Here is a 22,371-nt window from a genome sequence, read left to right as displayed (position 1 = left end):
GCCGGTTTGCACAAACAAGTCTCAGGCGCCAGGTTGCCAGCCGCCGCCAAGCGCGGTGACCAGCCCTACACTCGCCTGCAACTGCCGCGTCTGCACCGTCTGCAAGGTCATTTGCGCCTGCAACGTCGCGGTCTGCGCGGTCACCACATCCAGATAACTCACCGCGCCGGCCTGGTAGCTGTTCATCGCCAACGCTTGCGTATGCAGCGCCGCATCCGCCGCCGCTTGTTCATCCTGCGCCTCCTGCTGCAAATCCCTTAACTGCGCCAGGTTGTCTTCCACCTCGCGCACGGCCTTCAATACCTGGCTGCGGTACTGCGCCGAGGCTTGTTCAAACTCGGCTTTGGCCTGGCGTTCGTTGGCGCTCAAGCGACCCCCATCGAAGATCGGCAAATCCATCAGCGGCCCCAGCGCCCAATACCGATTGCCTGCCGAGAGTAAATTCCCCACGCCTTGGGTCTGCCCGCCAATCAATCCGGTCAGGCTGAAATCCGGGTACCACGCGGCCTTGGCCACGCCGATATTCGCGTTGGCCGCAAACACCCGGCGCTCCGCCGCCGCAATATCCGGACGACGTTGCAGCAGGTGGCTCGGCAGTTGCGACGGAATCCCCGGCAGGGCGATCAGTTGTTGGCTCGCCGGCAGCGTGAAGTCGCTGGCCGCCACGCCGACCAGTTCACCGATGGCATGTTCGGTGAGGTTGCGTTGCCCGCGCACTTCATCCAGTTGCGCCTTGGCTTGGGCGAGTTGGTTTTGCGCGCGGGTCAGGTCCAGTTCCGACGCTATCTGGCCCTCGTATCGACTGCGGGTCAGTTGCAGGGCCTGGCTGAAATCCTCCAGCGAGTTATTGAGAATCCGACTTTGCGCATCCAGCCCATTGAGCTGCACATACAAGGTCGCCAACTGATGCTGCAAGCTCAAACGCGCCACCGCCAAATCGTCGCCCGACGCCTGCGCCTGCGCATCACCCGCCGCCACTTGGTTGCGGATTTTGCCCCACAGGTCCAAGTCGTAGCTCAACGAAAACCCCGCAGTGTTGCTGTTGTACACCGACGGCTGCGTGGTGCCGCGCAGCGGTCGCGAGTCCGATTGGCGCTGACGCAGCGGTTGTGCGCTGGCAGTGATTTGCGGGAACAGCCCGGCATGCAGTTGGCTGGCATACGCCTGGGACGCATCGAAGTGCGCCAGCGCTGCCGCCAGGTCCGGGTTGGCCTTGAGCAGTTGCTGTTGCAACTGATCCAGGCGCGGCTCGTGGTAGAGCGCCCACCACTGCGGTGCCAGTTGGTCGGACGGCTGCGCGCTGTGCCAAGGGCCGTCGCTGGTCTGTTCGCGGTAGTTGGCCGGCAGTTTGATCGCCGGCACGTTGTAGGTCGGCGTCAGCGAGCAACCTTGTAAAGCCAGCAGCATCACGGCAACGAGCGGTTTAAGCCTTGGGCGCATGGGCACCTCCGGCGGCGTCGGCCAGTTGCACGGGGTCGCCTTCGCGCAGGGCGTCGGGCGGGTTGTCGACCACGCGGTCGGCGGGTTTCAGGCCCTGGTCGATCACCAGGCGTTCGCCCAGATCCAGGCCGATATGGATGGCCTGCAGGTGCACGTGGTTTTGCGCATCCAGCACCGCGACCTGGGTGCCTTGGGCGCGGAAGATCAACGCGCTGGCCGGGATGCTCACGCCATGGGTGTCCGCCGGGATCGGCAGGGTGGCTTCGGCGTAATCGCCGGGCAGCAATTGGCCGTTGGGGTTGTCGGCGACAAACTGCGCGAGCAGGGTGCCGGAGCGGCGGTCGATGGCGGTGGAGTCGCCGATCAGGTGCGCCTTGAAGTGCTCGCCGGGGTGCTCGGGAACGGTCAGCTCGGCTTCAAGCCCTTTGTGGATGACGGCCGCATAGTTCTGCGGCACCGGCACGTAGAGGCGCAGTTGGTGGGTGTCGGCGATGCTGAACAGCTCCGGGTCGCTGTCGGTGTCGGCCTTGATCAACTGGCCGATGTCGGTGTTGCGCGCGGTGATGGTGCCGGCGAACGGTGCGCGCAGGGTCTTATAGCTTTCCAGCGCGGATAACCGTGCATAGTCAGCGGCGGCCGCTTCGGCGTTGGCTTTGGCCGCTGCGGCGTTGGAGGTTTTTTCATCGGCCTCCTGGCGCGACACCGAATGGCTGGCCAGCAGGTTTTGCCAACGCGTCGCGGTGGTGGCGGCCAGCCGCGCATTGGCCTGTTGCTGCAACAGCCGCGCATGGGTTTGCGCCAGTTGTTGATCGAGATCGGGGCTGTCGATTTCGGCGAGGATTTGCCCCGCTTTGACCTGGCTGCCGATGTCGACTTTCCAGTCCTTCAAGTAGCCGCTGACCCGCGCATGGATCGGCGCCTTGCTCCAGGCTTCAAGGTGGGCGGGCAGGCGCAGGGTGTCGCCGGCCACGTTCTGTTGCGGCTCAAACACCATCACCTGCGGTACGGCGGCGGTTTCGGTCCAGGCCGTGACGGATCGTTCGTGCATTGTGCGGGCGTACAGGCCGTTGGCGACCAGCAGGGCGGCCAGGGTCAGGCCGCCGACACCCATGAGCATCAGACGCTTGCGCGAGGGTTTGTGATCAGACGACATGGGGCGTTTCTCCAACAGTTGCGCGAGTAGGCTGACGACCGTGGACCAGACTGAAGACCACGGGAACAAATAACAGGGTGGCGACGGTGGCGAGGATCAGACCACCGATTACGGCGCGGCCCAGCGGCGCGTTCTGCTCCTCGGACAAGGCCAGCGGCAGCATGCCGATGATCATCGCCAGGGCGGTCATGCACACCGGACGGAAGCGCGTGTAACCGGCTTCCAGCGCGGCCTTGAGCGCATCGCCATGTTCGGCCAGGCGTTCGCGGCAGAAGCTCACCACCAGGATCGAGTTGGCTGTGGCCACGCCCATGCACAGGATGGCGCCGGTCAACGCGGGCACCGACAATGACGTGCCGCTGAGGAACAGCATCCACACGATCCCCGCCAGCGCCGCCGGCAATGCGGTGATGATCACGAACGGGTCGACCCACGACTGGAAGTTGACCACGATCAGCAGGTAGATCAGCACGACCGCACCGAGCAGGCCGACGCTCAAACCGCTGAAGGCTTCATGCAGCGCATCGATCTGCCCGTGCAGGCTGATCGTCGCGCCTTTGGGGCGCAGGGAGGCGGTGTCGTCGAGTACCTTTTGCACGTCGCGCGCCACGCCGCCGAGGTCGCGGCCTTGCACGTTGGCGTAGAGGTCCAGGGTCGGTTCGATGTTGTAGTGGGTCACCACCGCCGGGCTTTGCACGCGGGAGATGCTGGCCACGCCGCCGAGAATTTGCGACTGGCCATCGGCACCGGTCACGGGCAGCGCTTCCAGTGCCGGTAGGCTGTCGAGGCGGTATTGCGGGGTGGCGGCGACGATGGAATAGGACACGCCGTTGGCCGGGTTGAGCCAGAAGGTCGGCGCCGTTTGCGAGCTGCCCGCGAGGGACGCGACCATGCTGTTGGTCACATCGCGCTCGGTGATGCCCAGGCCGTTGGCGCGCAGGCGGTCGACATTCACTTGCAGCGACGGGTAGCCGGTGGACTGCTGGATGCGCAGGTCGGCGATGCCCGGTACGTGTTGCAGGCGGCGTTCGAGTTCCACGGCGTAAGCACGGTTTTCTGCATCGCTGCGCCCGGAGATTTTCACGTCCAGTGGCGCCGGTGTGCCGAAGTTGAGGATTTGGCTGCTGATGTCCGCCGGCAGGAACGCGAAGTGGCTGCCGGGGAAACTTTGCGGCAGTGCTTCACGCAGTTTTTTCACGTAATCGGCAGTCGGCGCGTGGTGCTGTTTCAGGCTGACCTGGATATCGCCGTCCTGCGGGCCGATGGTGCCACTGCTGCTGTAGGCCATGTCGATGCCGCTCAGCGGAATGCCGATGTTGTCGACGATGGTGTCGAGTTCTGCGGCCGGGATCACTTCGCGTATCCGCGCCTCGATCCGGTCGAACGCGGCCGCGCTTTCTTCGATCCGCGTACCCAGCGGCAAACGCACATGCAGCGCCAGCGCACCGGCGTCGGTGGCCGGGAAGAAGTCCTGGCCCAGGCTCGGCAGCAGCAGAAACGAGGCGAGCACGCAGGCCAAAAAGCCGACGATGAAGCGCTTGCGATTGCCCAGGGCCAACGTCAGCAGGCCATGGTAGGTGTCGCGGATATTCGAGAAGTGCCGCTCGAAACCCTGCTGGAAATTCAGCACCGACTGCAGCACGGCGTTGCGTGGCTTGGTGTGCTGCTCGCCTTCGTGATGGTTGATGAATGCATCTTCCGGGTGATGGCCGGTGCCGGGTTCCGGCGTGTGCGGTTTGAGCAGGTACATCGCCAATGTCGGCACCAGGGTGCGCGAGAGGATGAACGAGCTGGCCATGGCAAAGATCACCGCCAGGGCCATCGGTCGGAACAGGTACCCGGCGATGCCTTGCAGCAAAAACATCGGCACGAACACGATGCAGATGCACAGCAGCGAGACGAACGCCGGGCCGACGATCTGCGCGGCGCCGTCGAGGATCGCGGTCTTCACCGCCTTGCCCTGTTCCAGGTGCCAGTTGATGTTTTCGATGGTCACCGTGGCGTCGTCCACCAGAATCCCCACCGCCAACGCCAGCCCGCCGAGGGTCATCACGTTGAGTGTCTGCCCGCTGACCGCCAGCAGCGCGATAGCCGCGAGCACCGCCAGGGGAATCGAGACGGCGATGATCAGCGTCGAGCGCCAACTGCCGAGGAACAGCAGGATCATCGCGCTGGTCAGCAGCGCGGCGATGATGCCTTCCTGGGCCACGCTGCCCACCGATTGTTTGACGAACACCGACGCGTCGCCCAGCAGTGAGGTCTTCAGCGACGGTGGCAGGGTTTCGTTGATGCGCGGCAGCATCTGGCGGATGCCGTCGATGATCGACAGGGTGGAGATACTGCCGTTTTTCAGCGCCGGCATCAGCACAGCGCGATGGCCGTCGACGCGCACGATGTTGGTCTGCGGCGGCGAACCGTCACGCACGTGGGCCACCTGGCCGATGGTGATCAAGGCGCCGTCGACGGTCTTGATCGGCAGGTCGTTGAGTTCATCGATGGCCTTGGGGCTGTTGTTGAGCAGGATCGTGTATTCGTTGGGGCCGAGCTTGGCGGTGCCGACCGGGATGATCTGGTTCTGCAACGCCAGCGCATTGCCCACGTCCTGGGCCGACAAGCCTTTGGCGGCCAGCGCCTGCGGGTCGAGGTCGAGGGTGATCTGGCGCTGCTTGCCGCCCATAGGCGTGGGCATGGCCAGGCCGGGCAGGGCGCTGAGGGGCAGGCGGATATTGTTTTGCACCAGATCGCGGATCTTGGCTTCCGACAGTGTCGGGCTGGAGAACGCCATTTGCAGGATCGGCACCGTCGAGGCGCTGTAGTTGAGGATCAGCGGCGGGGTGATGCCGGGGGGCATTTGCTTGAGTACGGTTTGTGACACCGCCGTCACTTGCGCGTTGGCCGTGCGGATGTCGACGCCGGGCTGGAAGAAAATCTTGACGATGCCCATGCCCGGCAGGGATTGCGATTCGATGTGTTCGATGTCGTTGACGGTGGTGCTCAGGGAGCGTTCATAGGTGTAGATCACCCGCCCGGCCATGGCGTCCGGCGACAGGCCGTTGTACTGCCAGACCACTGCAACGACGGGGATGCCGATATCGGGGAACACATCGGTGGGGGTGCGCAGGGCCGCCATCGGCCCGATGATGCAGATGAATATGGCCAACACGATAAACGTGTACGGCTTGTGCAGTGCGGTCTTTACCAGCCCGAGCATGCGTGAACCTCCGAGGGAGCAGGATTGCAAACCCCGGCAGTCTTGCCCGACCCACCTAACACGCACCTTTCAGCCAGGTGAAGGAAGATTTAGGTATGGGCTGAAGATCGTTTCATGTGTATTCATTTGTTCTACAAGGGGCGCCTCTCCAAGCTTGTGACCCATCGGATGCGATGCGTCTTTTAACTGAAATCCTTTGGAGCCCTGCCATGTCACTGAAACCTTTATTGCTGATCCCCGCCTTGAGCGCTGTGTTGTTACTGTCGGCCTGCGCCGGCCCGATGCCCAAAGCCGACCCCAGCGAAGCCTGGATCGGATTGAAAGAAGAAGCGCCGAATGACCTGATGGCCGAGCGCGTCGATGGCAAGCGCGTGGACGACGGGCGCTTTTTTGAAGTGCCGCCGGGCGACCATCGTTTGGATGTGACGTTATTCGAAGAGGAGCCAGGCGACGACAACCAGCAGGACTGCCAGGGCCGCGTGGAGTACAAGGACTTCAAGGCGGGTGAGCACTACACCCTGGTGGAATCCAGCCTGGGCAGCACCGTGCGCGCATCGCTCATGGATGGTCACGGCAAGGAAGTCGCGGCAACGCAGGACTTCAATTGCATGCCTGGCTAGGCGTGATGAACCGCCGCATTGTGCAGCTTGGCGGATGCAGCCGGTTTGACGTGGGGGTGATGGTGCCGACGGGTAATGCGCAACACCCCCCACAACATGGCGCCGGCGACCGCCAGCCAACCGCAGAACAACAGGAAAATCGTCGTTGCAAGGCTCATTCTGGCCTCCTTTCGCCCAGTAGGGGGCACACACAGTCTTCTCAATGGACAGTCTAGTCAGTCGACGGTTGCCTGCTATTGACCAATGGTCGTGTCGATCCAACTTCTTTGCTCTATCCCGGGCGTTTTACTGCGGCTCAAGGCTATACCCGGGCTGAAGAGCGTCCTATGATCAGGGCCCTTACCGGCAGTTGATCAAGAGAGTAAAAAATTGCGGTTACGGTCGAACGTTACAACCTCCTTGCTACTGGCCTGCGCCCTCGGGCTCGCGGGCTGTTCCGGGCACCCGTCGAAGCTGCCGGGCTTGCCGGAGCGCGTCGAACTCAATGGTGTGCCGACGTTTCGCAGCGACGCCTATCAAAGCGGCCCTACGGCGTTAGCCAGCATGCTGTCGCAACAAGGCATTGTCATGACACCGGGTTTACTGGATAAGCCGCTGCACTTGCCGGGCGGCGAGGCGAACCTTGAGCGCAACATGCAGGTGCTGGTGCGTGAATACGGGCTGATGGTGTATCCGCTCGACGCCAAGCTCACGTCGGTGTTGGCGCAGGTGTCCGCGGGGTACCCGGTGATGGCGCGGATCAGCGGGCGGTTTTGGTCTGAGCCGCGCTACGTGGTGGTGGTAGGGTTTAACCAGCGCAAAAGCACGGTGTTGTTGAGTTCGGGCATGGACCGGCGACTGTTGATGGGCTTCAGTGATTTCGAGTCCGCCTGGAAAGGCGCCGGTCACTGGGCCATCGTCACCCAGCGCCCGAGCCAGTTGCCGGCCAATGTGGATGCACAGCGCTGGCGCGACGCGGCCAATGCCACCGCGCAGGCCGGGCAAGAGCAGGCCGCGGCGCAGGCGCTCAAGGTGTTGGCCGAAAGAAAGTAAAACACACCGCGCCCGCCACGCTGGGGCGCGGTGTGGTTTTGCACTACACCACGGCGCCGAACATCGCCCCCACGGCGGCCGTAATGCCCATGGCCAGCACGCCCCACAGGGTCACGCGCCAAGCGCCGACGATGACTTTCGCCCCGCCGGCCCTGGCCGCCACGGCGCCAAGACTGGCAAGAAACAGCAGGGACGTGCCGGATATCCACGGCACAACGCTGTGCGCCGGTGCGATGACCGTCACCGCCAGCGGCAACGCGGCACCGACCACGAAACTCGCCGCCGAGGCCAGCGCCGCTTGCAGCGGTTTGGCGGTGAGGGCTTCGCTGATGCCCAACTCGTCCCGTGCGTGTGCGCCCAAGGCGTCGTGTGCCATCAATTGATCGGCGACCTGATGGGCCAATTCGGGTGATACGCCACGGTGCATGTAGATGTGCGCAAGTTCGCTGTGTTCGGCTTTGGGGTTGCTGGCCAGTTCTGCCCGTTCCCGTGCCAGGTCGGCCTGTTCGGTATCGGCCTGGGAATGCACGGAAACGTATTCACCGGCCGCCATGGACATCGCACCCGCCACCAGGCCGGCCATACCGGTGACGATCAGCGAGGCGTGGCTGGCGTTGGCGGCGGCTACGCCGATCAACAGGCTGGCGGTGGAGACGATGCCGTCATTGGCCCCCAGGACTGCGGCGCGCAGCCAGCCGATACGGTCACTGCGGTGGGATTCGGTGTGCCGGTGCATGAATTTCATGGGGGTGCGGGACTCACGTGTGTGGGCTGGTTAGGGGCGGACGGCTTTCAATCTGCGCTTGCAGAATGCCGCCGACAATCGATATTTCTTTGAGTTGTTCACCCTCGCGCAGCACGAACAGCGCGTCCATCCCGCGTGCCTGCGCCAGGCGTGGGCCTTCGATTTCGCCCAGCACTATCAACGCCGTGGCCCAGGCGTCGGCGAGCATGCATGAGGCCGCCACCACGGTGACGGACGCGATCGTATTGCACAACGGAGCGCCGGTGGCCGGGTTCATGGTGTGGGCATAGTGGCGGCCCTTTACGTCAATCCAGTGTCGATAGTCGCCGGAGGTGGCGATGGCCGCGTCGCTGAGCTCCATGACCCCCATCACTTCACGCTGGCCACGGCTCGGTTTTTCAATGGCCACGACCCACGGTTGAGCATCCGGCTTGGCGCCTCGGGCACGCATTTCGCCATCGATGCCGACCAGGTAGCGCGTGAGCCCGAAGCTGTCCAGACAGCGCGCCAGTTCGTCGACGCCAAAGCCTTTGGCGATACCGTTGAGGTTGAGGTGCAGCGGCGCGCGTTTGCGCACTTGGTGGCGCTGGGCGTCCACCGTCAACGCTGCATTGGCCGAGAGACCGCCGCGTGGCGGCAGGGTGTCGATGGTCTGTTCGGTGACTGATTGTGCGCCCGGACCGAAACCCCAGGCGTCCACCAGATCACCCACGCCGATGTCAAAAGCCCCGCCGGATTGCTGGCTGACCCGCAGCGCGGCGGCCAACACAGTGGCCAGTTCTTTGGGCACCGCCAGCCATGTCTGCTCGGGGCCCGCGTTGAGGCGATTGAGGTCGGAATCGGCTTTCCAGGTGGACATTTGCTGGTCCACCCGACCCACGGCCTGAGCCAGGCTGCGGTTGATCGCTGCGGTGTCGATGGCAGCTTGGGCATAGAACACGGCGCTGTAGCGCGTGCCCATGGTCTCGCCGTTCAGGCTGTAGCGTTGCATCTCAGTAGACGTCTTCACGGTAGCGTCCTTGTGCTTTCAGGGCCAGCACGCTCAGGTGGAGCGGGGCTAACACGTTATCCAGCGCTTGCATCACGCCTTTGGCCATCTCGCGGCTGCCGCACACCAGCACTTGGGCGCCGTTTTCGATCAGGGCGCGCAACGCCAGGGCGTCGCTGATCAGGCGGTCTTGCACGTAGCTGCGGTCCTGAACCTGGGAAAACGCCGCGCGCAATGCGGTCAGGCGGTGGTCGGCGAGGTAACGGTTGAGCTCCGGCTCATAGAGAAAGTCCGAGGCCGGGTTGCGTCCGCCCCAATACAGGTGCATTGGGTGTTTGGCGGTGTTGTGGCGAATAAAACCGGCCAAGGGCCCGATACCGGTGCCGGCACCAATCAGAATCACCGGGTGCGTGCCTGAAGCCGGGCGAAATTGTGGATTGGGCTGGATGAACGCTTCGACAGACGCGCCGATCTCCAGGTCATGCAGGAACCCCGAGCATAGGCCACCTTCGTGTTTGCGCACGCAGATTTCCAGCACACCGTCTTCAGAACGGCTGGCCAGCGAGTAAAAGCGCGGCACCGGATTGTCCGGCGGGTAGATGCCGACCAGGTCACCGGCCTGGAAGCTCGGTAGCTCGCCCGCAGCCTTGAAGCGCAGGACGTGGGTCGGCGCGTTCACCGCTTCGCCATAGGCGATGCGCTCGGTCAACGCCAGTTGACGGGTGGGCGGGCGCTGGGCCGTATGGTTCAGCGGCAGGGCGTGGCCCAGTGGCGCCGCCAACGCGTTGCCCCAGCGCGCAAATTCCTGGGAGGACTGCCGGTTCACGGTTTCCAGCCCGAGCAATGGCGAGCCGCCGGCTTGCACCATCGCGTCCTGCACCTGATGGGCGTACTGACAGAATCGGGGAAACTGCCGGTCGCCAAATCCGAGTACCGCAAAGGACAGGCCGGGTTTGAGGCCCACTTGCTTGAGGCGCTCCAGGAACTGTGTGGCTGACGCGGGTGCATCGCCGTCGCCGTGGGTGGCGGTGAGGATGAACAGTCGCTGAGCGTCACGGTACGTGCCTTTCCATTCATTCATCGCGGCACTGTGAACCCGGTGCCCGGCCTGGTGCAGCGCCGCGTGCAAGGTATTGGCAAAGCCCCAGGTGCTGTTGTTTTCACTGCCCACCAGAATCACGCTGTCGGCTGAGTGGGCGGGGCTGTTATGGCGAATCTTCGGCGCGGCTTTGCGTCGCCGCCACCACAGCACAATACCGGTCACGCTCATCAACGGCACGCTGAGGGCGCAAAGCCCGAGGGGCAAGCCCAGCCACCAGAGGCCCTCACCGGTGTGCAGTTGATAGATCAATTGATAAAGGTTGTGCATTGAGTCGTGGGCCTGATACGACAACAGCGCGCCGCTGACCGGGTCCACGTAACCGTCGCCCTGGGCTGTGCGCAGGGAAAACACGTCCTCGGGGTTGCCGGGGCTTGGGTAAACCAATTCGCGCAGGTCATTCAAATCGGTGGCCTGCAAGGCTTGCAGGTTGGCCACCGGCTGCGCCGCCCCGACGCTGATATGCGCGGGGAAGGCCGGTTCAGCCTGACTGCCGTCGGCGATCAGGCCAAACGTCGTGGCGCACATGTACAGCCCAGTCAAGGCCGACAGCAGCAGCCCGAGCACGGCCAGGCGCCCGACTTCGGCGTGCCAGCGCTGGCTGAACGAGCCGCGCAGCGGCCGCAACAGGTTGCGCAGGCCGCCCAGGCGGCGCGCCAGCAATAGCGCGCCGGACACGGAAAGCAGCAACATGACGAATGCGCCGACGCCCGCGATCCCATGCCCCGTTGTGCCCATGAACAGCGAGCGGTGCAGGTCTTTTACCCAGCGCGACACGGCAGACGGCTCATAGGGGCCGAGGCCCTGGCCGGTGAGTGGGTCGATGGTTTGCGCACCGGCCTGGCCGTCCTGGTTGTAGTAGATGATCACGGTTCCGGAGGCGCTGCGCTGGATCTGCTCCACCCCCGGGAAGTGGTTGGCGATGTTCCCCGCCAACTGGCCGACAGTGAGCTGCCCGGCTGCGGTTGACGTGTTGTGCAGGCGTTCCAAAGCCGGATTGACGGACAGTACTGCGCCGCTGATGGCCAATATCATGACCAGCAGGGCGGCGATCAGACCGGGCAGTGAGTGGAACTGGCGAAGCATGTTTAGCCTCCAGAAGTCGCAGGTGCTACAGGTCGTAGGTAAAGGACTCGACATAGCCGTTGCCGCTGACCGGCTTGCCCGCCCCGCCCGATGTCAGCGGGACACTGACGTCGGCGCGGCTGTCGCGCTTGTCTTCCACGGCGCTGTCGATACGGATCTGATACCCGGCATCGATCAAGGTGTCGGCCAGTTCCACGCTGACGGTGAGGCTGCGGCCGCTGCCGACACTGGCGCCGCTGAGGCCGTCAAACTCGCTCGGGTTCATGGCGCTGCCACGTGCCCAGTCGCTCAGGTGCCGGTAGTACTTGGCCTTCTTGCCGGCGACCCAAAGGGTTTTCTGGTACTGGCCGTTGGCGTCGGTGACGTAAATCGCCAGGTACGCGCCGTTGCCGCTGTAGTCCTTGAGCTGGGTGGTCAGGGTCACTTCGCGGGCCTGGGCCAGCCCCGGCAGGGCAATGGCGCCGGCGAGGCAAGTTGCAGCAATGATTTTTTTCATGAGGATGTCCTGGTTGAACGTGGTGGCGAGAGCCTGGACCTGCTGGCTGACAGCAACCTGAAAGCCTTGCAAAGACGCGATGATCATTCAGATCCAGGACGGTTGAGGTAATCCCGGGCGTCGCCGTTGGCGCCGAAATGGATTTCCAGTTTGCGCAGGCGAAGCGAGGCTGGTGCGTAGCTGGCTTCGATTGCATTGCCCTTGCGGTCGGCGCCCTTGAGCTCGTAGCAGCCGTCGTCGACCTTGATGCGCTGCACGCTCCAGCCGTATTGCTGCTCCACTTGCTGGCGCAGGGTTTCGCGTGGTTGCCAGTCGCTGACCGGCTCGCTGCAGTCTTCATCGGCCAAGGCGTACCCGCTGAGCAGGACGCTGAGCAATGTGGTGCTGACAATAAAAGCTGATTTCATGATCTGTCTCCGGCCGGATTGGCATTTGCGGCTTACCCTAAAGGTCATTCCTGACAACTGGCTGAATCTTCAGATTCGCGTCAGGAAAGGTGGGTAAGGTGCTCCACGACAACCATCACAGGAGGTGCCAGATGCGGGTTTTATTGGTCGAGGATGCACTCGGGCTGGGCGAGGCGGTGCGCGAACAGATTGCCGATGACGGCCACGCGGTCGATTGGGTGCAGCGACTGGACCATGCGAACAACAGCGTGCGCACCACGCCGTATGACCTGATCCTGCTCGACCTGATGCTGCCCGACGGTCGCGGGCTGGACTTTTTGCGCCAGCAGCGCTCGGCCGGCAACGTGACCCCGGTGATCATCCTCACCGCCCAGGACCAGATATCCGATCGCATCGCCGGCCTCAACGCCGGGGCCGACGACTACCTGGTCAAACCGTTCGACCTGTTCGAACTCTCGGCCCGGGTGGCCGCCGTGGCCCGGCGTTACAGCGGCAACCCCAACCCGCTGATCAAACTCGGCGACTTACAGATCGATATGAACGCGCGCACCGTGCAGCGCGCCGGTATCACCGTCGACCTGACGGCGCGTGAATGGGCATTGTTTGAGGCGTTTGTGCAGCGCCCCACGGCGTTGCTGTCGAAGTCGCAGCTTGAAGAGCGCTTGTACGCCTTTGGCGCGGAAATCGAGAGCAACACCATCGAGGTCTACATCAGCCGCCTGCGCAAAAAACTCGGCCGCGACCTGGTGGAAACCGTGCGTGGCATGGGGTATCGGTTGATGGCCGTATGAAGTCGTCGATCAGCCTGCAAAAACGCCTCGGCCTGGGGTTGACCCTGGGCATGACCTTGCTCTGGCTGGGGGCGACTGTCGGGGCCTGGCTGGTGGTGCAACACGAATTGAACGAGGCGTTCGACAGCGCTCTGGAAGAGACGGCCCAACGCATCCTGCCCTTGGCCGTGCTGGAAATCAGCAACCGCGAGGAGCCGCGCGCGGCCCAGCACGTCGCCACCTTGAAGGTGCATAAGGAATACCTGACGTACCTGGTGCGCGACGCCCAGGGCCAGATTCTGATGCAGTCCCATGACGCCGATCCGAAGATCTTCAACGAACGGCCGAGTGAAGGGTTTTCCACCACGCAAAAGTACCGGCTGTATGGCGCGAGTGCGCTGCGCGACACCGTGTTCATTGAGATCGCCGAGCCGCTGGCGCATCGCCGTGAAGCAGCGCGGGAAGCCTTGCTGGCCTTGTTGGTGCCGTTATTGGCACTGATCCCCATCAGCCTGCTGGGCACTTGGCTGTTTGTGCGCCTCAGCCTGCGTAGCGTGTTGGCTTATCGCCGTGCCGTGGAAGCCCGTGGCGTGGGGGATTTGTCGCCGATCAGCGTGGCGCGGCTGCCGGCTGAAATCGACCCGTTGGCCGATGCGGTCAACCACCTGCTGGAGCGCTTGCGCAAGGCCTTGGAGGCCGAGCGCAGCTTCACCGCCAACAGTGCCCACGAATTGCGCACGCCGTTGGCGGCGACGTTGGCGCAGATCCAGCGCTTGCGCCAGGAAGCACCGGAAGGCCCGTTGCGCGTGCGTGCGGCGAAGATCGAAGACTCCCTGCGCGAACTGGCGCGGCTCTCGGAAAAACTCATGCAGTTGGCCAAAGCCGAGGGCGGCGGGCTGTTGTCCGAGGCACCACAGGACCTGATTCCATTACTGGCCCATGGGGTCGATGAGTGGAATCGCAGCAGCGGGCAGCGCATTCGGTTGCAGTTGCCAACTGAGGGCAGCGTTTATTGCGCGATTGACCCGGACGCGTTCGGCATCTTGCTGCGTAACTTGATCGAGAATGCGTTGAAGTACGGCGCGGCGGATCAACCGGTCGACGTCAGCCTCACGGACCAGGCACTGCTGCGGGTGGTCAACGGTGGACCGGCTGTGCCAGCGTCGGTGTTGCAGCGCCTGACCGAGCGTTTCGTGCGCGGCAGCAGCGAGGCCAGCGGTACAGGGCTGGGGCTGGCGATTGCCAAGACCATCGCCCACGGGGTCAAGGCGCGTATGACCCTGGCGTCGCCAGCGCCAGGCAGGGAAGACGGGTTTGAAGTGAACGTTCAGTTTTTACGCTTGCCGACATGAACGTTCATCGAGCCCCGGCGGCTGTGCCACTCAGAAGTCCACGGTGACGCCGGTGTACAGCGCCCGCCCGTCGCCGGGTGAGTGCAGCGAGGCCTGGGCGCCGTCCGGGTCATACCAGACGTATTCGTAGTAGCGGTTGGTGAGGTTTTTCAACTGCAGGTCGACACTGACCGATTCAGTCACCTGGTACGTGGCGCCGAGGTTCATCAAGACGTAGCCGCCGTAAGTGCCCTTGGTGTTCTCGCGTTCCAGGTAGTAGTTGGTCTGGCCGTTCATCCACGCCGTCAACTGCAGCGCACGCGTGGCCTTGTAGCTGACGCCGGCGTTGTACAGGTGATGAGGGATGTGGTCGATTTCCTGGCCTTTGCTGTTGGGCAAGCTCGAGCTCGGCTGGAGGATTTTCGAATACTGCCAGGAGTAGGCCATCCAGATGTCGGTGCGCTCGTTCGGGTGCAGGTTGAGCTGCGCGTCATATCCCCAGCGCCGGGTTTCGCCGACGTTATCCGACTCGCCGCTCGGGTCGTTGAGCCGGCGACTGACTTCACCACTGGCCTCTTGCTGCCAATAGGCGACGCGGCCATCGATCCAATCGGCCGGGGTGAACTTGATCCCGGTTTCCCAGCCTTCGTTGATCGACGGCGCCAGGTTGGTATCCCGCGGTGGAATCTTATAGGCCGCCGCGCCGGTGCCGACCTGGAAGGTACGCCCCCAGTTGGCGTAGACGCTGGCCACGTCCCACGGTGAATACACCACGCTGAGCTTGGGTTGTTTGATCAGCCCATAGTCGTTGATGTCGTAGTCCATGCCGGTCATTTCGTTGGTGAAGTTGCCCTGGATTTTATCGACGCGATACGCCGGGACGATTTTCAGCGACTCGAACGGCTTGATCTCGGCCTGGACGTAGGCGCCATAGGTGTCAAAGTCGAATTGCTGGTCGCGGGTTTGGGCCAGACGCACGCGGTCTTTGGTGCGGTAGCGCTCGCTCTTGTTCTGTTGCTGCTGCATGTCCGCGCCGCCTTCCAGGGCGAAGTCGTACAGCCAGCTGACTTCCGGGCGCCAGGTCAGGGACGTGAGGGCGCCGTACTGGGTTTCGTAGGCGTCGCGCTCCTGCTGGGCGCTGGTGCGCCAGTATTGCGTCCAGCGCCGGTCGTCGAAGGTGTTGACGTAGGTTTTTGCCGACCAGGCCAGCGTCTCGGCCAGGTCGGTGTCGAAGTGCACGCTGACCTGGTTCATCCGCCGCGTGCCTTTGTCGGTGGCGTTGTAGCTGTTGGTCATGCTCGGGTGCTGGTGGGCATCCTCTTCACTCAAGTAGCCCGGTTCCTGCGCCTCGGTTTCGTAGTGACGGGCGATCAGGCCGATGCGGTAGCTGTCGTCGTCCGGGGTGTAGAACCATTTGCCGGACATGGAAAACTTGTCCGCCTCGGCGTGATCGCGGTAACCGTCGGACTTCTGATAGGCGAAGAAGTAGTTCTGCGTCCAGTTGCTGCCTTCGATGCCCTTGGCCAGTTGCGTTTCCTGGGTGTTGTAACTGCCGTAGCGCACCCGCGCCTTGGTGTAGTCGCCGCCGGTGCGGGTCAGCATATTGACGTTGCCGGCGATGTTGTTCAGGCCATAGCGCGCATCGCTGGTGCCGCGCACCACTTCGATGCTGTCCAGTTCCATCGGGAAAATCATGTCCATGAACGGCATGTTGCCGTCGTTGCTATTGCTTGGAATGCCGTCGATCAACAGCTTCACTGCGTTGACTTCGCCTTCGCCGTTAAAGCCGCGAAAGGAAATCTTGCCGGAGGTGGTGCCTTGGTTGAACTCGGTGAGTATCACCCCTGGCGCACGGCTGAACAGCTCCCAGCTGTAGTTGACCGGCATTTTTTCGAGGATGTCGGCGCCGAGCACATCCACCGAACTGAGCACGCTGCTGGTGCTTAGCGGGCCCCTGCTGGCGCTGGCGCCCTGGACCGTGACGGTGCCGAGGGTGAGGGTTGAGTCTTCGGTTTTGCCGGTTTCGGCCAGCGCCGAGGACAACGGGTTGAGGGCGAACAGGCCGATGGACAGCAAGGGCCATAGCGGGCGGGACACAGAGACACGCTTTGCGCGAGGCAAAGTCATTCGAGCAGGCATAACGCACCTTTCCTGATGATCAAGACACTTCGAGGACGCCCGGTCGGGCGGCTGATAAGCAGATCGGGCCGCCTGTGGGGCGGCTCCGGTGTCGATCAAGCGGCAGGGGAGGCGCGCGGGCTCAGGCTCGGCCAGCGGATTCTGGGGTGCAGCGTCGGCAACTCGGGGTTGTCGAGGGCGGTGTTGGGCGCGTAGCGCGGTAGGAAATGTCTGTAGTAGTCGGATGGCAGCGCCGCCAGCCCCGCGTGGCCACAGCAGCAATCGCTGTGTTTCATGGCAGTGTTTGACGGAGCCGTCTGGAGCGGGTCGATCAGCTTGCTCAAGTTGGGCGGCAGCGCTTGCGAGGCGCCCCCCGAGCAGAATCCGCCCCACAGCAACAGTCCCATGTCCGGCGTCTGCATGGCGCGGCTGAGCGGCATGGCCAGCATGTTCAGCACGACGGCCAGACAGGCTATCCAGGGACTGATGCGTTTGAGACGAGCCATGAACGAAGTCGATTAAAAGGGGTGAACATTTAGCGGCAGTTCAGGCACAAAGTAAAAGCCCGTTCGTGCGCTATTTTGCCGCAGACCAACCGTCTGTTTTTGCGTGGTGCATGCAGAAAAAACAATGCCCCGAACAGGTCGGGGCATTGGTCAGACGGGTGTGTTTTGGTTCAGCGGCGAACTTCTGCCGTGTTCGGGCGGTTTTTCAGGTTCTTGTCGGCCTTGTAGCGCAACGCAACGTCCGGCACCGAACCGCCCTTGCCGGTCTCGACCCAGTTGCGAATACGGCTGGCGTCGGCGAAGTGGGTGAACTTGCCGAAGGCATCGAGGATCACCAGCGACACCGGGCGGTTACCCATGCTGGTCACCAGCACCAGGCAGTGGCCGGCCTGGTTGGTAAAGCCGGTCTTGGTCAGCTTGATATCCCAGTTGGCGCGATTGATCAGGTGGTCGGTGTTGGAGAAACCCAAGGTGTAGTTGGGCTTGCGGAACGCGACGGTCTTTTCCTTGGTGGTGCTCAATTGGCTCAGCATCGGGAATTTACGCGCGTAGGCCAGCAGCTTGCTCAAGTCCCTGGCGGTCGACACGTTATGGATGGACAGGCCGGTAGGCTCGACGTAATGGGTGCTGGTCATGCCCAGCGCCTTGGCCTTGGCGTTCATCGCCGCAATGAAGGCTGGGTAGCCGCCCGGATAGTGGTGGGCCAGGCTGGCGGCGGCGCGGTTTTCCGAGGACATCAGGGCGATCAGCAACATCTCTTTGCGCGGCATTTGGCTGCCGATCTTCACTCGGGAGAACACGCCTTTCATTTCCGGCGTGTCGGTGATGTTGATGTCGATGTACTCGTCCATGTTTTGCTTGGCTTCCAGCACGATCAAGCCGGTCATGAGCTTGCTCACGGAAGCGATGGGCACCACCACGTCCGGGTTGCTGGAATAGATAACTTTGTTGGTCTGCAGGTCAACCAGCATGGCGCTGCCGGAAGCGATTTGCAGTTTCGAGGTGTCACGCGGGGCCAGGGTGGTTTCGGCGGCGTGCGCACAGGTGCCGGTGAAAGCAAATAAAAGGCTGACGAGAGAGAGACGAATTTTCACGCGGATGAACTCGCTAAAAAAAGTAAGAAATACCGTTCTGCAACGGGCTATATGAAAAATGACGTTACATTTTAGGAGTATGGATCAGAAAACGATAGAGAGCCTTTAAATAAAGGCTGTAAGACGATGATTGGTTAGGCTTGTACCAATTCTGTACCAATCAAGGATTGTTCTAGCTTCCCAACTTCCGACCAGTCACTTGTTGATGACAGCCATTTTGCGTAAGTCGTCAGCAGAACCTGGATGCTGTGCCCGAGCTGGCCCGCGATGAATGCGGTGTTCATCCCAGCCATCAGGCACATAGTGGCATAGGTGTGACGGCAGTTGTACTGCGGGCGCGGGCGCAACTTCAATGCGGTCAGCGCCTTTGCAAACTGATGGCTCGTTTGCGACGGCCGGCAGATAAACTCGTTTCCGCCAGATGGCGGGAACACATATTGAGATTCGTTCTTAATCCTCCTTCGCTGCACGCTGCGTTCCTTAGCGATTACCTTCGCCCGCTCCAGGGCATTGATCGCTCGGCTATTCAGCATCACAGTTCTTGCGTACTTGGTCTTGGTGCGCTCTTCCACAACCCCGTCCACGACGATGCGGCAGACGTGCGCCACGCGCTTCTCCATGTCGATCTCATCCCAGCGCAATGCCGCTATCTCGCCTGTCCTCATCCCACTGTAAAAAGCGAATTCAAAGTAGGCGGCAAATATTTGCACACCCGGCTTTTTGAAGTTCGCATACATCCACGCGATGATCGATGCTGCCTCGCTCGCAGAAAACGGGTCTACTTGTTTTTTCGCTCTCTTCGGGAGTTTGATCGGTGCCGCAGGGTTACGGTCAATGAGCTCATCCTGCACCGCCGCCTTGAGAAGAGAGCTCACTCGGGCAATCGACTCGCGCTTTATCGACTGGGTCTCCCAGACGGTTTCGCTGATGATTCTGCGCAGAACCATGGTGGTGATTGCCGTGATCGGGAGCTGGCCAAGCCATGGCATCCAGTAGGTGTTGATCGTTGCGCGATAGTTTCTGCGCGTGCCGGGCACGATCTCCAGGCTATTGATCCAGGCCTGGGCGTACTCGCCGAACGTCATTACCAGTGAAATGGGCATATAGCTGGAGTTCGGGAATAGTTCAGCGTATCGCTGATCATCCAGAACTCCATGCTTTGCCAGGCTTATTACTTGATCGCGTAGATCGGCTGCCGCTTTAACCCCTTTTGGTGTTTGTGGGTGTGCGAGAGTCTCGCAGCGTCGCTCGCCTCGCCAGGTGAACCGAATGCGAACGGACTGGCCAACGAATTCAACTCCTGTGGGCAGGCCCATTGGCTTTCTAGCCATGCTTCATATCTCCTGATGCTATAAAAAATCCGGTTATCTATCTTGTTCCACACACCTTCGGGGATGACCCCGCGGTCTCGCTTGCCTTCCAGCGCCCGCTTGGTGGTCCCGATGATCTCGGCCATGCGGACCTCCGGAACCTTGTCGAGCTGGAATGCTTCGGGTCTTTCTTTGGCGTCTGCCATAACTACCTCCCGCCGCCCGCTGTGGGCCGCGCTGTCTTGATGATGTGTATGACCAGGCCGAAGGTGATCAGCATCCAGGCACAGGTGCCGGCGAATGCGCCGAGCAATGCCTCGGTAGTGCCGGTGCTGAGCAGTTCGGGTGCGAGCCAGGCGAACCAGTAGCAGGTGCCTGCCAGGTACAGCAAAGCGCCCAGCAGGATCAGGGTGAGTTTCGTTGCGAACATGGGGTGTCCTTGCCGCGCTGGGCGGCAGAAGGTGGGTTAGGGCTTGGCGATCTTGTTCCAGCCGCCCTGGCGATGAGTTTCGTGGTAGGTGTCGACGCCACGGTGTTGCCCGTGGCTGATGCGGCAGATCTTGCAGATCCGGGAGTCACCAAAATCGCCGTACTTCACCGCCTCGAACCTGGTCCAGCGATGGCCGAACGGCTTACAGATCAGCGTTCGGGCCGACATCACGATGGCGTTCCAGAGTTTCGGGTGCTTGGAGTGCAGGTCGTTGTGGATGTGGTTCAGTCGCATCCCCATACGCCAGCGCAGTGGCCGACTCTTGTCGCCCTTGCGCAGCGGTTCAGTGATGAATTTTCCAATTTGTTTAAGCACAGGAATACCTCGCCCGCTGCTCACCGGCAGGCATGTAGGGGGATTGGGGTTAGGGGTAGTTCTTGCTGATGCGTGTTGCGATGGCGTCGAGCCTTTCGGCCATGCTCCACATGTAGTTGTTGTCGCCGCGTGACACGACAAGGGAGCGCTGAACATTCCGGCCCATGAGAATTGCGATAGCCAGTCGGATCATGGCCGCCTCGAACTTACGCCGGACGAAACCGTCACGCGGGATCATGACGTCACCCGCTTGAACTCGACCACCCAGACCCACGGGTTGGCGTCCCAGTTTCCTCCGACGGATTGCCACAAGTCGCGGAATGCTGGAACCGGGTATTTGTGGCAGTTACCACCTTCGTCGCTCGCGCACCACTCACGTAGAGGGCCTCGGTGAACCCCTTCGGCTGCGGCCTGCTCGTAGGTGATGTCCTGCAACCGCTCGACGCGCACGTCGGTGATCTCCAGCAGGATGCGGCAGGCCCAGCGCGGCATGTGGATTGATGGTTTCCAGATTGGCTGATCCGCTTCGTATGGGGTCAGTCCGTCGGCAGCGTAGACCAGCGCCCCATCGTCGAGTGCTTCACTGGCGTTCAGGTCATCCGGCTTGAGGTAGGGCCCGCGCATCACTTCGAAGTGGTCGCAGTACCAAGTCTCGCGCACCCACAGCCTCTGCCCTGGCACGCCATATGGGCAGTTGTTGCGTATTTCCTCCGGCCCGATTTCATTGCCGGAGAGCTCGCAACCGACCGCGCGGTCGATGAATGGAAACTTCACCGCCCGGCGCGTGACCGTCTTCCGGCCTTCCAGGATGGCGCGCACCATCGGCGCCGAGAACAGGATGGGGCGTTCTTTGATCTGGCTCACGGCGCCACCTCCCGGCGCGCCCACTGAACATAGGGGCCGTCATCCGTATCGAAGATTCCGAGCAGGAACCAACCCTCGACTGGCGGCGTCGCAGGCTCCCACCCGAGGCAATGAGCCTCTCCGTCTTCCCAGTAGGGGTGGGTATCCAGGTCGGAATCCATGTGCCAGCCGATCACCTTCAGACCTTGGGCGCCGAGCCACGCTTTCCACGCTTCGGCGTCCTCATCGAACTCCGGGACATCTGGGTGATACCAATACCCGTCAGCGCAGCGCACGACTTCGACGGGGCCAATCAACTTTTCTTCGGGCATGACTTCGTCCTTGCCGCTATAGCGGCTGACTTTGATGGGGAGATGGGAAGAGTAGGGAGCTGCTTAAAACGCGTGTTCAAAGAAGGCCGAAAAGAAACTCAGTTCCTCGATGAACCTTCGCCTTTTGGGGCTTGTCATTAGGGAGATGGGCACAATCCGGTATCTCCGGCTAGACCTGTCGCAAGGTGATTTTATGGCCGACTTAGATGATTTCAGATTTAGATCCCACGAGTTACTGGTTGAGCTTGATGCTGCAACTACCAAAATGATGATGATGGTGGTTTCGAAGCAGGTTTCTGGACCAGATTGGGAGGAGGCAACCAAAAAGCATCACACTGCTTTTGAAGCGTGGAACTCTTTCCTTAACTCCTCCAATACACCCCCAAGCGATCAACGCTGACTTCAGTCCATGAGGATCTATAGCGGCTGACTTTGAAGGGGGAGGGGTTACAGGTTTTGCGGGTGGAGTACGGATGTACTCCTGTCGGGGTTTGGCGTTCAGGCGGGTTACTTCGTCGAGGCAGGCGTTCCAGCCGACAGGGATGTAATAAGTGTGTCCGCCTTCGCCAGCCACTTCGCGCCGCTCAGGCAGTACCACCGCTACCGGCGCTGGCTGCTCTATGCCGGCCGACATTTCACCGATAGCCAGGGTCGCGATCTCAAAAGGCTTTTCACCCATCCGAGAAACCCTGGTAATTTCGTTCAGCACTATGACTGCCTGATCTACACGCTCATCCGCTGCGGTCAGGCGCTGTTGCAATTCCTTCACCCGGCGCTCCGAGGCAACACAGCGCTCGGCCGCATCCAGAAACATACGGGTAGCTTCATCAAAGGTGGAGGCCATCACAACGTCAGGTCCATGCGGGTCGTAGCCAATCGTAGCGCCGGCCGCTGAAAGCATCGTCACGACCTTGTATCGGTGAACTTCGTTCATGGGGGAGTCCTTGCCGGGGCATGCCCGGGGTGTGGTGCTACGATGGCCCCT

Annotated in this window: 24 protein-coding genes; 4 read left to right on the top strand and 20 right to left on the bottom strand. The window is 62.0% G+C overall.

The window, feature by feature from the left end; translation table 11 throughout:
* Window positions 1–21 precede the first annotated feature (21 nt).
* From P3S72_RS19515 to P3S72_RS19505, 3 genes are read right to left on the bottom strand one after another with little or no spacing between them, the layout of a single operon-like run.
* On the bottom strand, window positions 22–1,440 hold the full coding sequence (locus P3S72_RS19515) for an efflux transporter outer membrane subunit (protein WP_276193678.1): 1,419 nt from the start codon (window positions 1,438–1,440) through the stop codon (window positions 22–24).
* Window positions 1,424–2,593 carry an efflux RND transporter periplasmic adaptor subunit gene (locus P3S72_RS19510; protein ID WP_276193677.1) on the bottom strand — a complete coding sequence of 390 codons (1,170 nt, stop codon included), beginning with the start codon at window positions 2,591–2,593 and terminating at the stop codon, window positions 1,424–1,426. The genes P3S72_RS19515 and P3S72_RS19510 overlap by 17 nt, the downstream gene beginning before the upstream one ends.
* Entirely contained in the window at window positions 2,583–5,804 is a 3,222-nt protein-coding gene (locus P3S72_RS19505; protein WP_276193676.1) for an efflux RND transporter permease subunit, read from the bottom strand. The genes P3S72_RS19510 and P3S72_RS19505 overlap by 11 nt, the downstream gene beginning before the upstream one ends.
* 209 nt (window positions 5,805–6,013) lie before the next feature.
* On the opposite strand from P3S72_RS19505, the gene P3S72_RS19500 reads away from it, so the two are divergent.
* A complete protein-coding gene (locus P3S72_RS19500; RefSeq protein ID WP_276193675.1) occupies window positions 6,014–6,424 on the top strand; it encodes a hypothetical protein in 411 nt (136 codons plus the stop codon).
* On the opposite strand, the gene P3S72_RS19495 is transcribed toward P3S72_RS19500, so the two are convergent.
* A complete protein-coding gene (locus P3S72_RS19495; RefSeq protein WP_276193674.1) occupies window positions 6,421–6,582 on the bottom strand; it encodes a hypothetical protein in 162 nt (53 codons plus the stop codon). The genes P3S72_RS19500 and P3S72_RS19495 overlap by 4 nt on opposite strands.
* A 211-nt stretch (window positions 6,583–6,793) precedes the next feature.
* On the opposite strand from P3S72_RS19495, the gene P3S72_RS19490 reads away from it, so the two are divergent.
* Entirely contained in the window at window positions 6,794–7,456 is a 663-nt protein-coding gene (locus tag P3S72_RS19490) for a peptidase C39 family protein (RefSeq protein WP_276193673.1), read from the top strand.
* A 43-nt stretch (window positions 7,457–7,499) separates the two neighbouring features.
* Here P3S72_RS19490 and P3S72_RS19485 read toward each other — a convergent pair whose 3' ends face one another.
* The 5 genes from P3S72_RS19485 to P3S72_RS19465 all read right to left on the bottom strand — a co-directional run bounded on the left by P3S72_RS19485 (window position 7,500) and on the right by P3S72_RS19465 (window position 12,277).
* Window positions 7,500–8,201, bottom strand: coding sequence for a VIT family protein (locus tag P3S72_RS19485; protein ID WP_276193672.1), 702 nt, complete (start codon window positions 8,199–8,201; stop codon window positions 7,500–7,502).
* Window positions 8,202–8,214: 13 nt separating this feature from the next.
* On the bottom strand, window positions 8,215–9,210 hold the full coding sequence (locus tag P3S72_RS19480; RefSeq protein ID WP_276193671.1) for an FAD:protein FMN transferase: 996 nt from the start codon (window positions 9,208–9,210) through the stop codon (window positions 8,215–8,217).
* Window positions 9,194–11,374, bottom strand: coding sequence for a PepSY domain-containing protein (locus P3S72_RS19475; RefSeq protein WP_276193670.1), 2,181 nt, complete (start codon window positions 11,372–11,374; stop codon window positions 9,194–9,196). Before P3S72_RS19475 ends, P3S72_RS19480 begins: the two co-directional genes overlap by 17 nt.
* 25 nt (window positions 11,375–11,399) lie before the next feature.
* The gene (locus P3S72_RS19470) at window positions 11,400–11,870 is read right to left on the bottom strand and encodes a DUF2271 domain-containing protein (RefSeq protein WP_276197960.1); all 471 of its coding nucleotides are present in this window, start codon (window positions 11,868–11,870) and stop codon (window positions 11,400–11,402) included.
* An 83-nt stretch (window positions 11,871–11,953) separates the two neighbouring features.
* Window positions 11,954–12,277 carry a PepSY domain-containing protein gene (locus P3S72_RS19465; RefSeq protein WP_276193669.1) on the bottom strand — a complete coding sequence of 108 codons (324 nt, stop codon included), beginning with the start codon at window positions 12,275–12,277 and terminating at the stop codon, window positions 11,954–11,956.
* Window positions 12,278–12,408: 131 nt separating this feature from the next.
* Here P3S72_RS19465 and P3S72_RS19460 point away from each other — a divergent pair, with 131 nt between their 5' ends.
* Together P3S72_RS19460 and P3S72_RS19455 are read left to right on the top strand one after the other, a co-directional pair.
* Entirely contained in the window at window positions 12,409–13,068 is a 660-nt protein-coding gene (locus P3S72_RS19460) for a response regulator transcription factor (protein ID WP_276193668.1), read from the top strand.
* Window positions 13,065–14,399, top strand: coding sequence for a HAMP domain-containing sensor histidine kinase (locus P3S72_RS19455; RefSeq protein ID WP_276193667.1), 1,335 nt, complete (start codon window positions 13,065–13,067; stop codon window positions 14,397–14,399). The genes P3S72_RS19460 and P3S72_RS19455 overlap by 4 nt, the downstream gene beginning before the upstream one ends.
* Before the next feature lie 30 nt (window positions 14,400–14,429).
* Here the strand turns inward: P3S72_RS19455 and P3S72_RS19450 are convergent, their stop codons facing one another.
* The 11 genes from P3S72_RS19450 to P3S72_RS29585 all read right to left on the bottom strand — a co-directional run bounded on the left by P3S72_RS19450 (window position 14,430) and on the right by P3S72_RS29585 (window position 22,320).
* Complete coding sequence (locus P3S72_RS19450; RefSeq protein WP_276193666.1) at window positions 14,430–16,517, bottom strand: TonB-dependent receptor; 2,088 nt, start codon at window positions 16,515–16,517, stop codon at window positions 14,430–14,432.
* Between the two features lie 95 nt (window positions 16,518–16,612).
* Entirely contained in the window at window positions 16,613–17,002 is a 390-nt protein-coding gene (locus P3S72_RS19445) for a DUF2946 domain-containing protein (protein ID WP_276193665.1), read from the bottom strand.
* A gap of 170 nt (window positions 17,003–17,172) precedes the next feature.
* Window positions 17,173–18,096, bottom strand: a complete 924-nt coding sequence (gene pbpG / locus P3S72_RS19440; protein ID WP_247398718.1) for a D-alanyl-D-alanine endopeptidase — start codon at window positions 18,094–18,096, stop codon at window positions 17,173–17,175.
* Window positions 18,097–18,230: 134 nt separating this feature from the next.
* Complete coding sequence (locus P3S72_RS19435) at window positions 18,231–19,367, bottom strand: tyrosine-type recombinase/integrase (protein ID WP_276197959.1); 1,137 nt, start codon at window positions 19,365–19,367, stop codon at window positions 18,231–18,233.
* Complete coding sequence (locus tag P3S72_RS19430) at window positions 19,268–19,612, bottom strand: hypothetical protein (protein WP_276193664.1); 345 nt, start codon at window positions 19,610–19,612, stop codon at window positions 19,268–19,270. Before P3S72_RS19430 ends, P3S72_RS19435 begins: the two co-directional genes overlap by 100 nt.
* A gap of 2 nt (window positions 19,613–19,614) precedes the next feature.
* Window positions 19,615–19,836 carry a hypothetical protein gene (locus P3S72_RS19425; RefSeq protein ID WP_276193663.1) on the bottom strand — a complete coding sequence of 74 codons (222 nt, stop codon included), beginning with the start codon at window positions 19,834–19,836 and terminating at the stop codon, window positions 19,615–19,617.
* A 36-nt stretch (window positions 19,837–19,872) separates the two neighbouring features.
* Window positions 19,873–20,211, bottom strand: a complete 339-nt coding sequence (locus P3S72_RS19420; RefSeq protein ID WP_276193662.1) for a hypothetical protein — start codon at window positions 20,209–20,211, stop codon at window positions 19,873–19,875.
* 49 nt (window positions 20,212–20,260) lie between these two features.
* Window positions 20,261–20,449, bottom strand: coding sequence for a hypothetical protein (locus P3S72_RS19415; RefSeq protein ID WP_276193661.1), 189 nt, complete (start codon window positions 20,447–20,449; stop codon window positions 20,261–20,263).
* Window positions 20,446–21,075, bottom strand: a complete 630-nt coding sequence (locus tag P3S72_RS19410; RefSeq protein WP_276193660.1) for a hypothetical protein — start codon at window positions 21,073–21,075, stop codon at window positions 20,446–20,448. The genes P3S72_RS19415 and P3S72_RS19410 overlap by 4 nt, the downstream gene beginning before the upstream one ends.
* Window positions 21,072–21,386 carry a hypothetical protein gene (locus P3S72_RS19405; protein ID WP_276193659.1) on the bottom strand — a complete coding sequence of 105 codons (315 nt, stop codon included), beginning with the start codon at window positions 21,384–21,386 and terminating at the stop codon, window positions 21,072–21,074. The genes P3S72_RS19410 and P3S72_RS19405 overlap by 4 nt, the downstream gene beginning before the upstream one ends.
* Window positions 21,387–21,618: 232 nt before the next feature.
* Window positions 21,619–22,320 (bottom strand): hypothetical protein, encoded by a 702-nt coding sequence (locus tag P3S72_RS29585; protein ID WP_346429958.1) that lies wholly within the window; start codon window positions 22,318–22,320, stop codon window positions 21,619–21,621.
* Window positions 22,321–22,371: the final 51 nt, after the last annotated feature.

The organism is Pseudomonas sp. D3 (genome assembly GCF_029320995.1).
Taxonomy (GTDB): Bacteria; Pseudomonadota; Gammaproteobacteria; order Pseudomonadales; family Pseudomonadaceae; genus Aquipseudomonas; species Aquipseudomonas paraveronii.
Note: the sequence above shows the minus strand (reverse complement) of the source record. Positions and strands in the feature narration are given on the sequence as shown.

Excerpts from the sequence above, each read along its gene's own strand:
- P3S72_RS19515 (WP_276193678.1), bottom strand. The coding sequence starts at position 1,440 with ATGCGCCCAAGGCTTAAACCGCTCGTTGCCGTGATGCTGCTGGCTTTA.
- P3S72_RS19510 (WP_276193677.1), bottom strand. The coding sequence starts at position 2,593 with ATGTCGTCTGATCACAAACCCTCGCGCAAGCGTCTGATGCTCATGGGT.
- P3S72_RS19505 (WP_276193676.1), bottom strand. The coding sequence starts at position 5,804 with ATGCTCGGGCTGGTAAAGACCGCACTGCACAAGCCGTACACGTTTATC.
- P3S72_RS19500 (WP_276193675.1), top strand. The coding sequence starts at position 6,014 with ATGTCACTGAAACCTTTATTGCTGATCCCCGCCTTGAGCGCTGTGTTG.
- P3S72_RS19495 (WP_276193674.1), bottom strand. The coding sequence starts at position 6,582 with ATGAGCCTTGCAACGACGATTTTCCTGTTGTTCTGCGGTTGGCTGGCG.
- P3S72_RS19485 (WP_276193672.1), bottom strand. The coding sequence starts at position 8,201 with ATGAAATTCATGCACCGGCACACCGAATCCCACCGCAGTGACCGTATC.
- P3S72_RS19475 (WP_276193670.1), bottom strand. The coding sequence starts at position 11,374 with ATGCTTCGCCAGTTCCACTCACTGCCCGGTCTGATCGCCGCCCTGCTG.
- P3S72_RS19470 (WP_276197960.1), bottom strand. The coding sequence starts at position 11,870 with ATGAAAAAAATCATTGCTGCAACTTGCCTCGCCGGCGCCATTGCCCTG.
- P3S72_RS19465 (WP_276193669.1), bottom strand. The coding sequence starts at position 12,277 with ATGAAATCAGCTTTTATTGTCAGCACCACATTGCTCAGCGTCCTGCTC.
- P3S72_RS19460 (WP_276193668.1), top strand. The coding sequence starts at position 12,409 with ATGCGGGTTTTATTGGTCGAGGATGCACTCGGGCTGGGCGAGGCGGTG.
- P3S72_RS19455 (WP_276193667.1), top strand. The coding sequence starts at position 13,065 with ATGAAGTCGTCGATCAGCCTGCAAAAACGCCTCGGCCTGGGGTTGACC.
- P3S72_RS19450 (WP_276193666.1), bottom strand. The coding sequence starts at position 16,517 with ATGCCTGCTCGAATGACTTTGCCTCGCGCAAAGCGTGTCTCTGTGTCC.
- P3S72_RS19445 (WP_276193665.1), bottom strand. The coding sequence starts at position 17,002 with ATGGCTCGTCTCAAACGCATCAGTCCCTGGATAGCCTGTCTGGCCGTC.
- P3S72_RS19430 (WP_276193664.1), bottom strand. The coding sequence starts at position 19,612 with ATGGCAGACGCCAAAGAAAGACCCGAAGCATTCCAGCTCGACAAGGTT.
- P3S72_RS19425 (WP_276193663.1), bottom strand. The coding sequence starts at position 19,836 with ATGTTCGCAACGAAACTCACCCTGATCCTGCTGGGCGCTTTGCTGTAC.
- P3S72_RS19415 (WP_276193661.1), bottom strand. The coding sequence starts at position 20,449 with ATGATCCCGCGTGACGGTTTCGTCCGGCGTAAGTTCGAGGCGGCCATG.
- P3S72_RS19405 (WP_276193659.1), bottom strand. The coding sequence starts at position 21,386 with ATGCCCGAAGAAAAGTTGATTGGCCCCGTCGAAGTCGTGCGCTGCGCT.
- P3S72_RS29585 (WP_346429958.1), bottom strand. The coding sequence starts at position 22,320 with ATGAACGAAGTTCACCGATACAAGGTCGTGACGATGCTTTCAGCGGCC.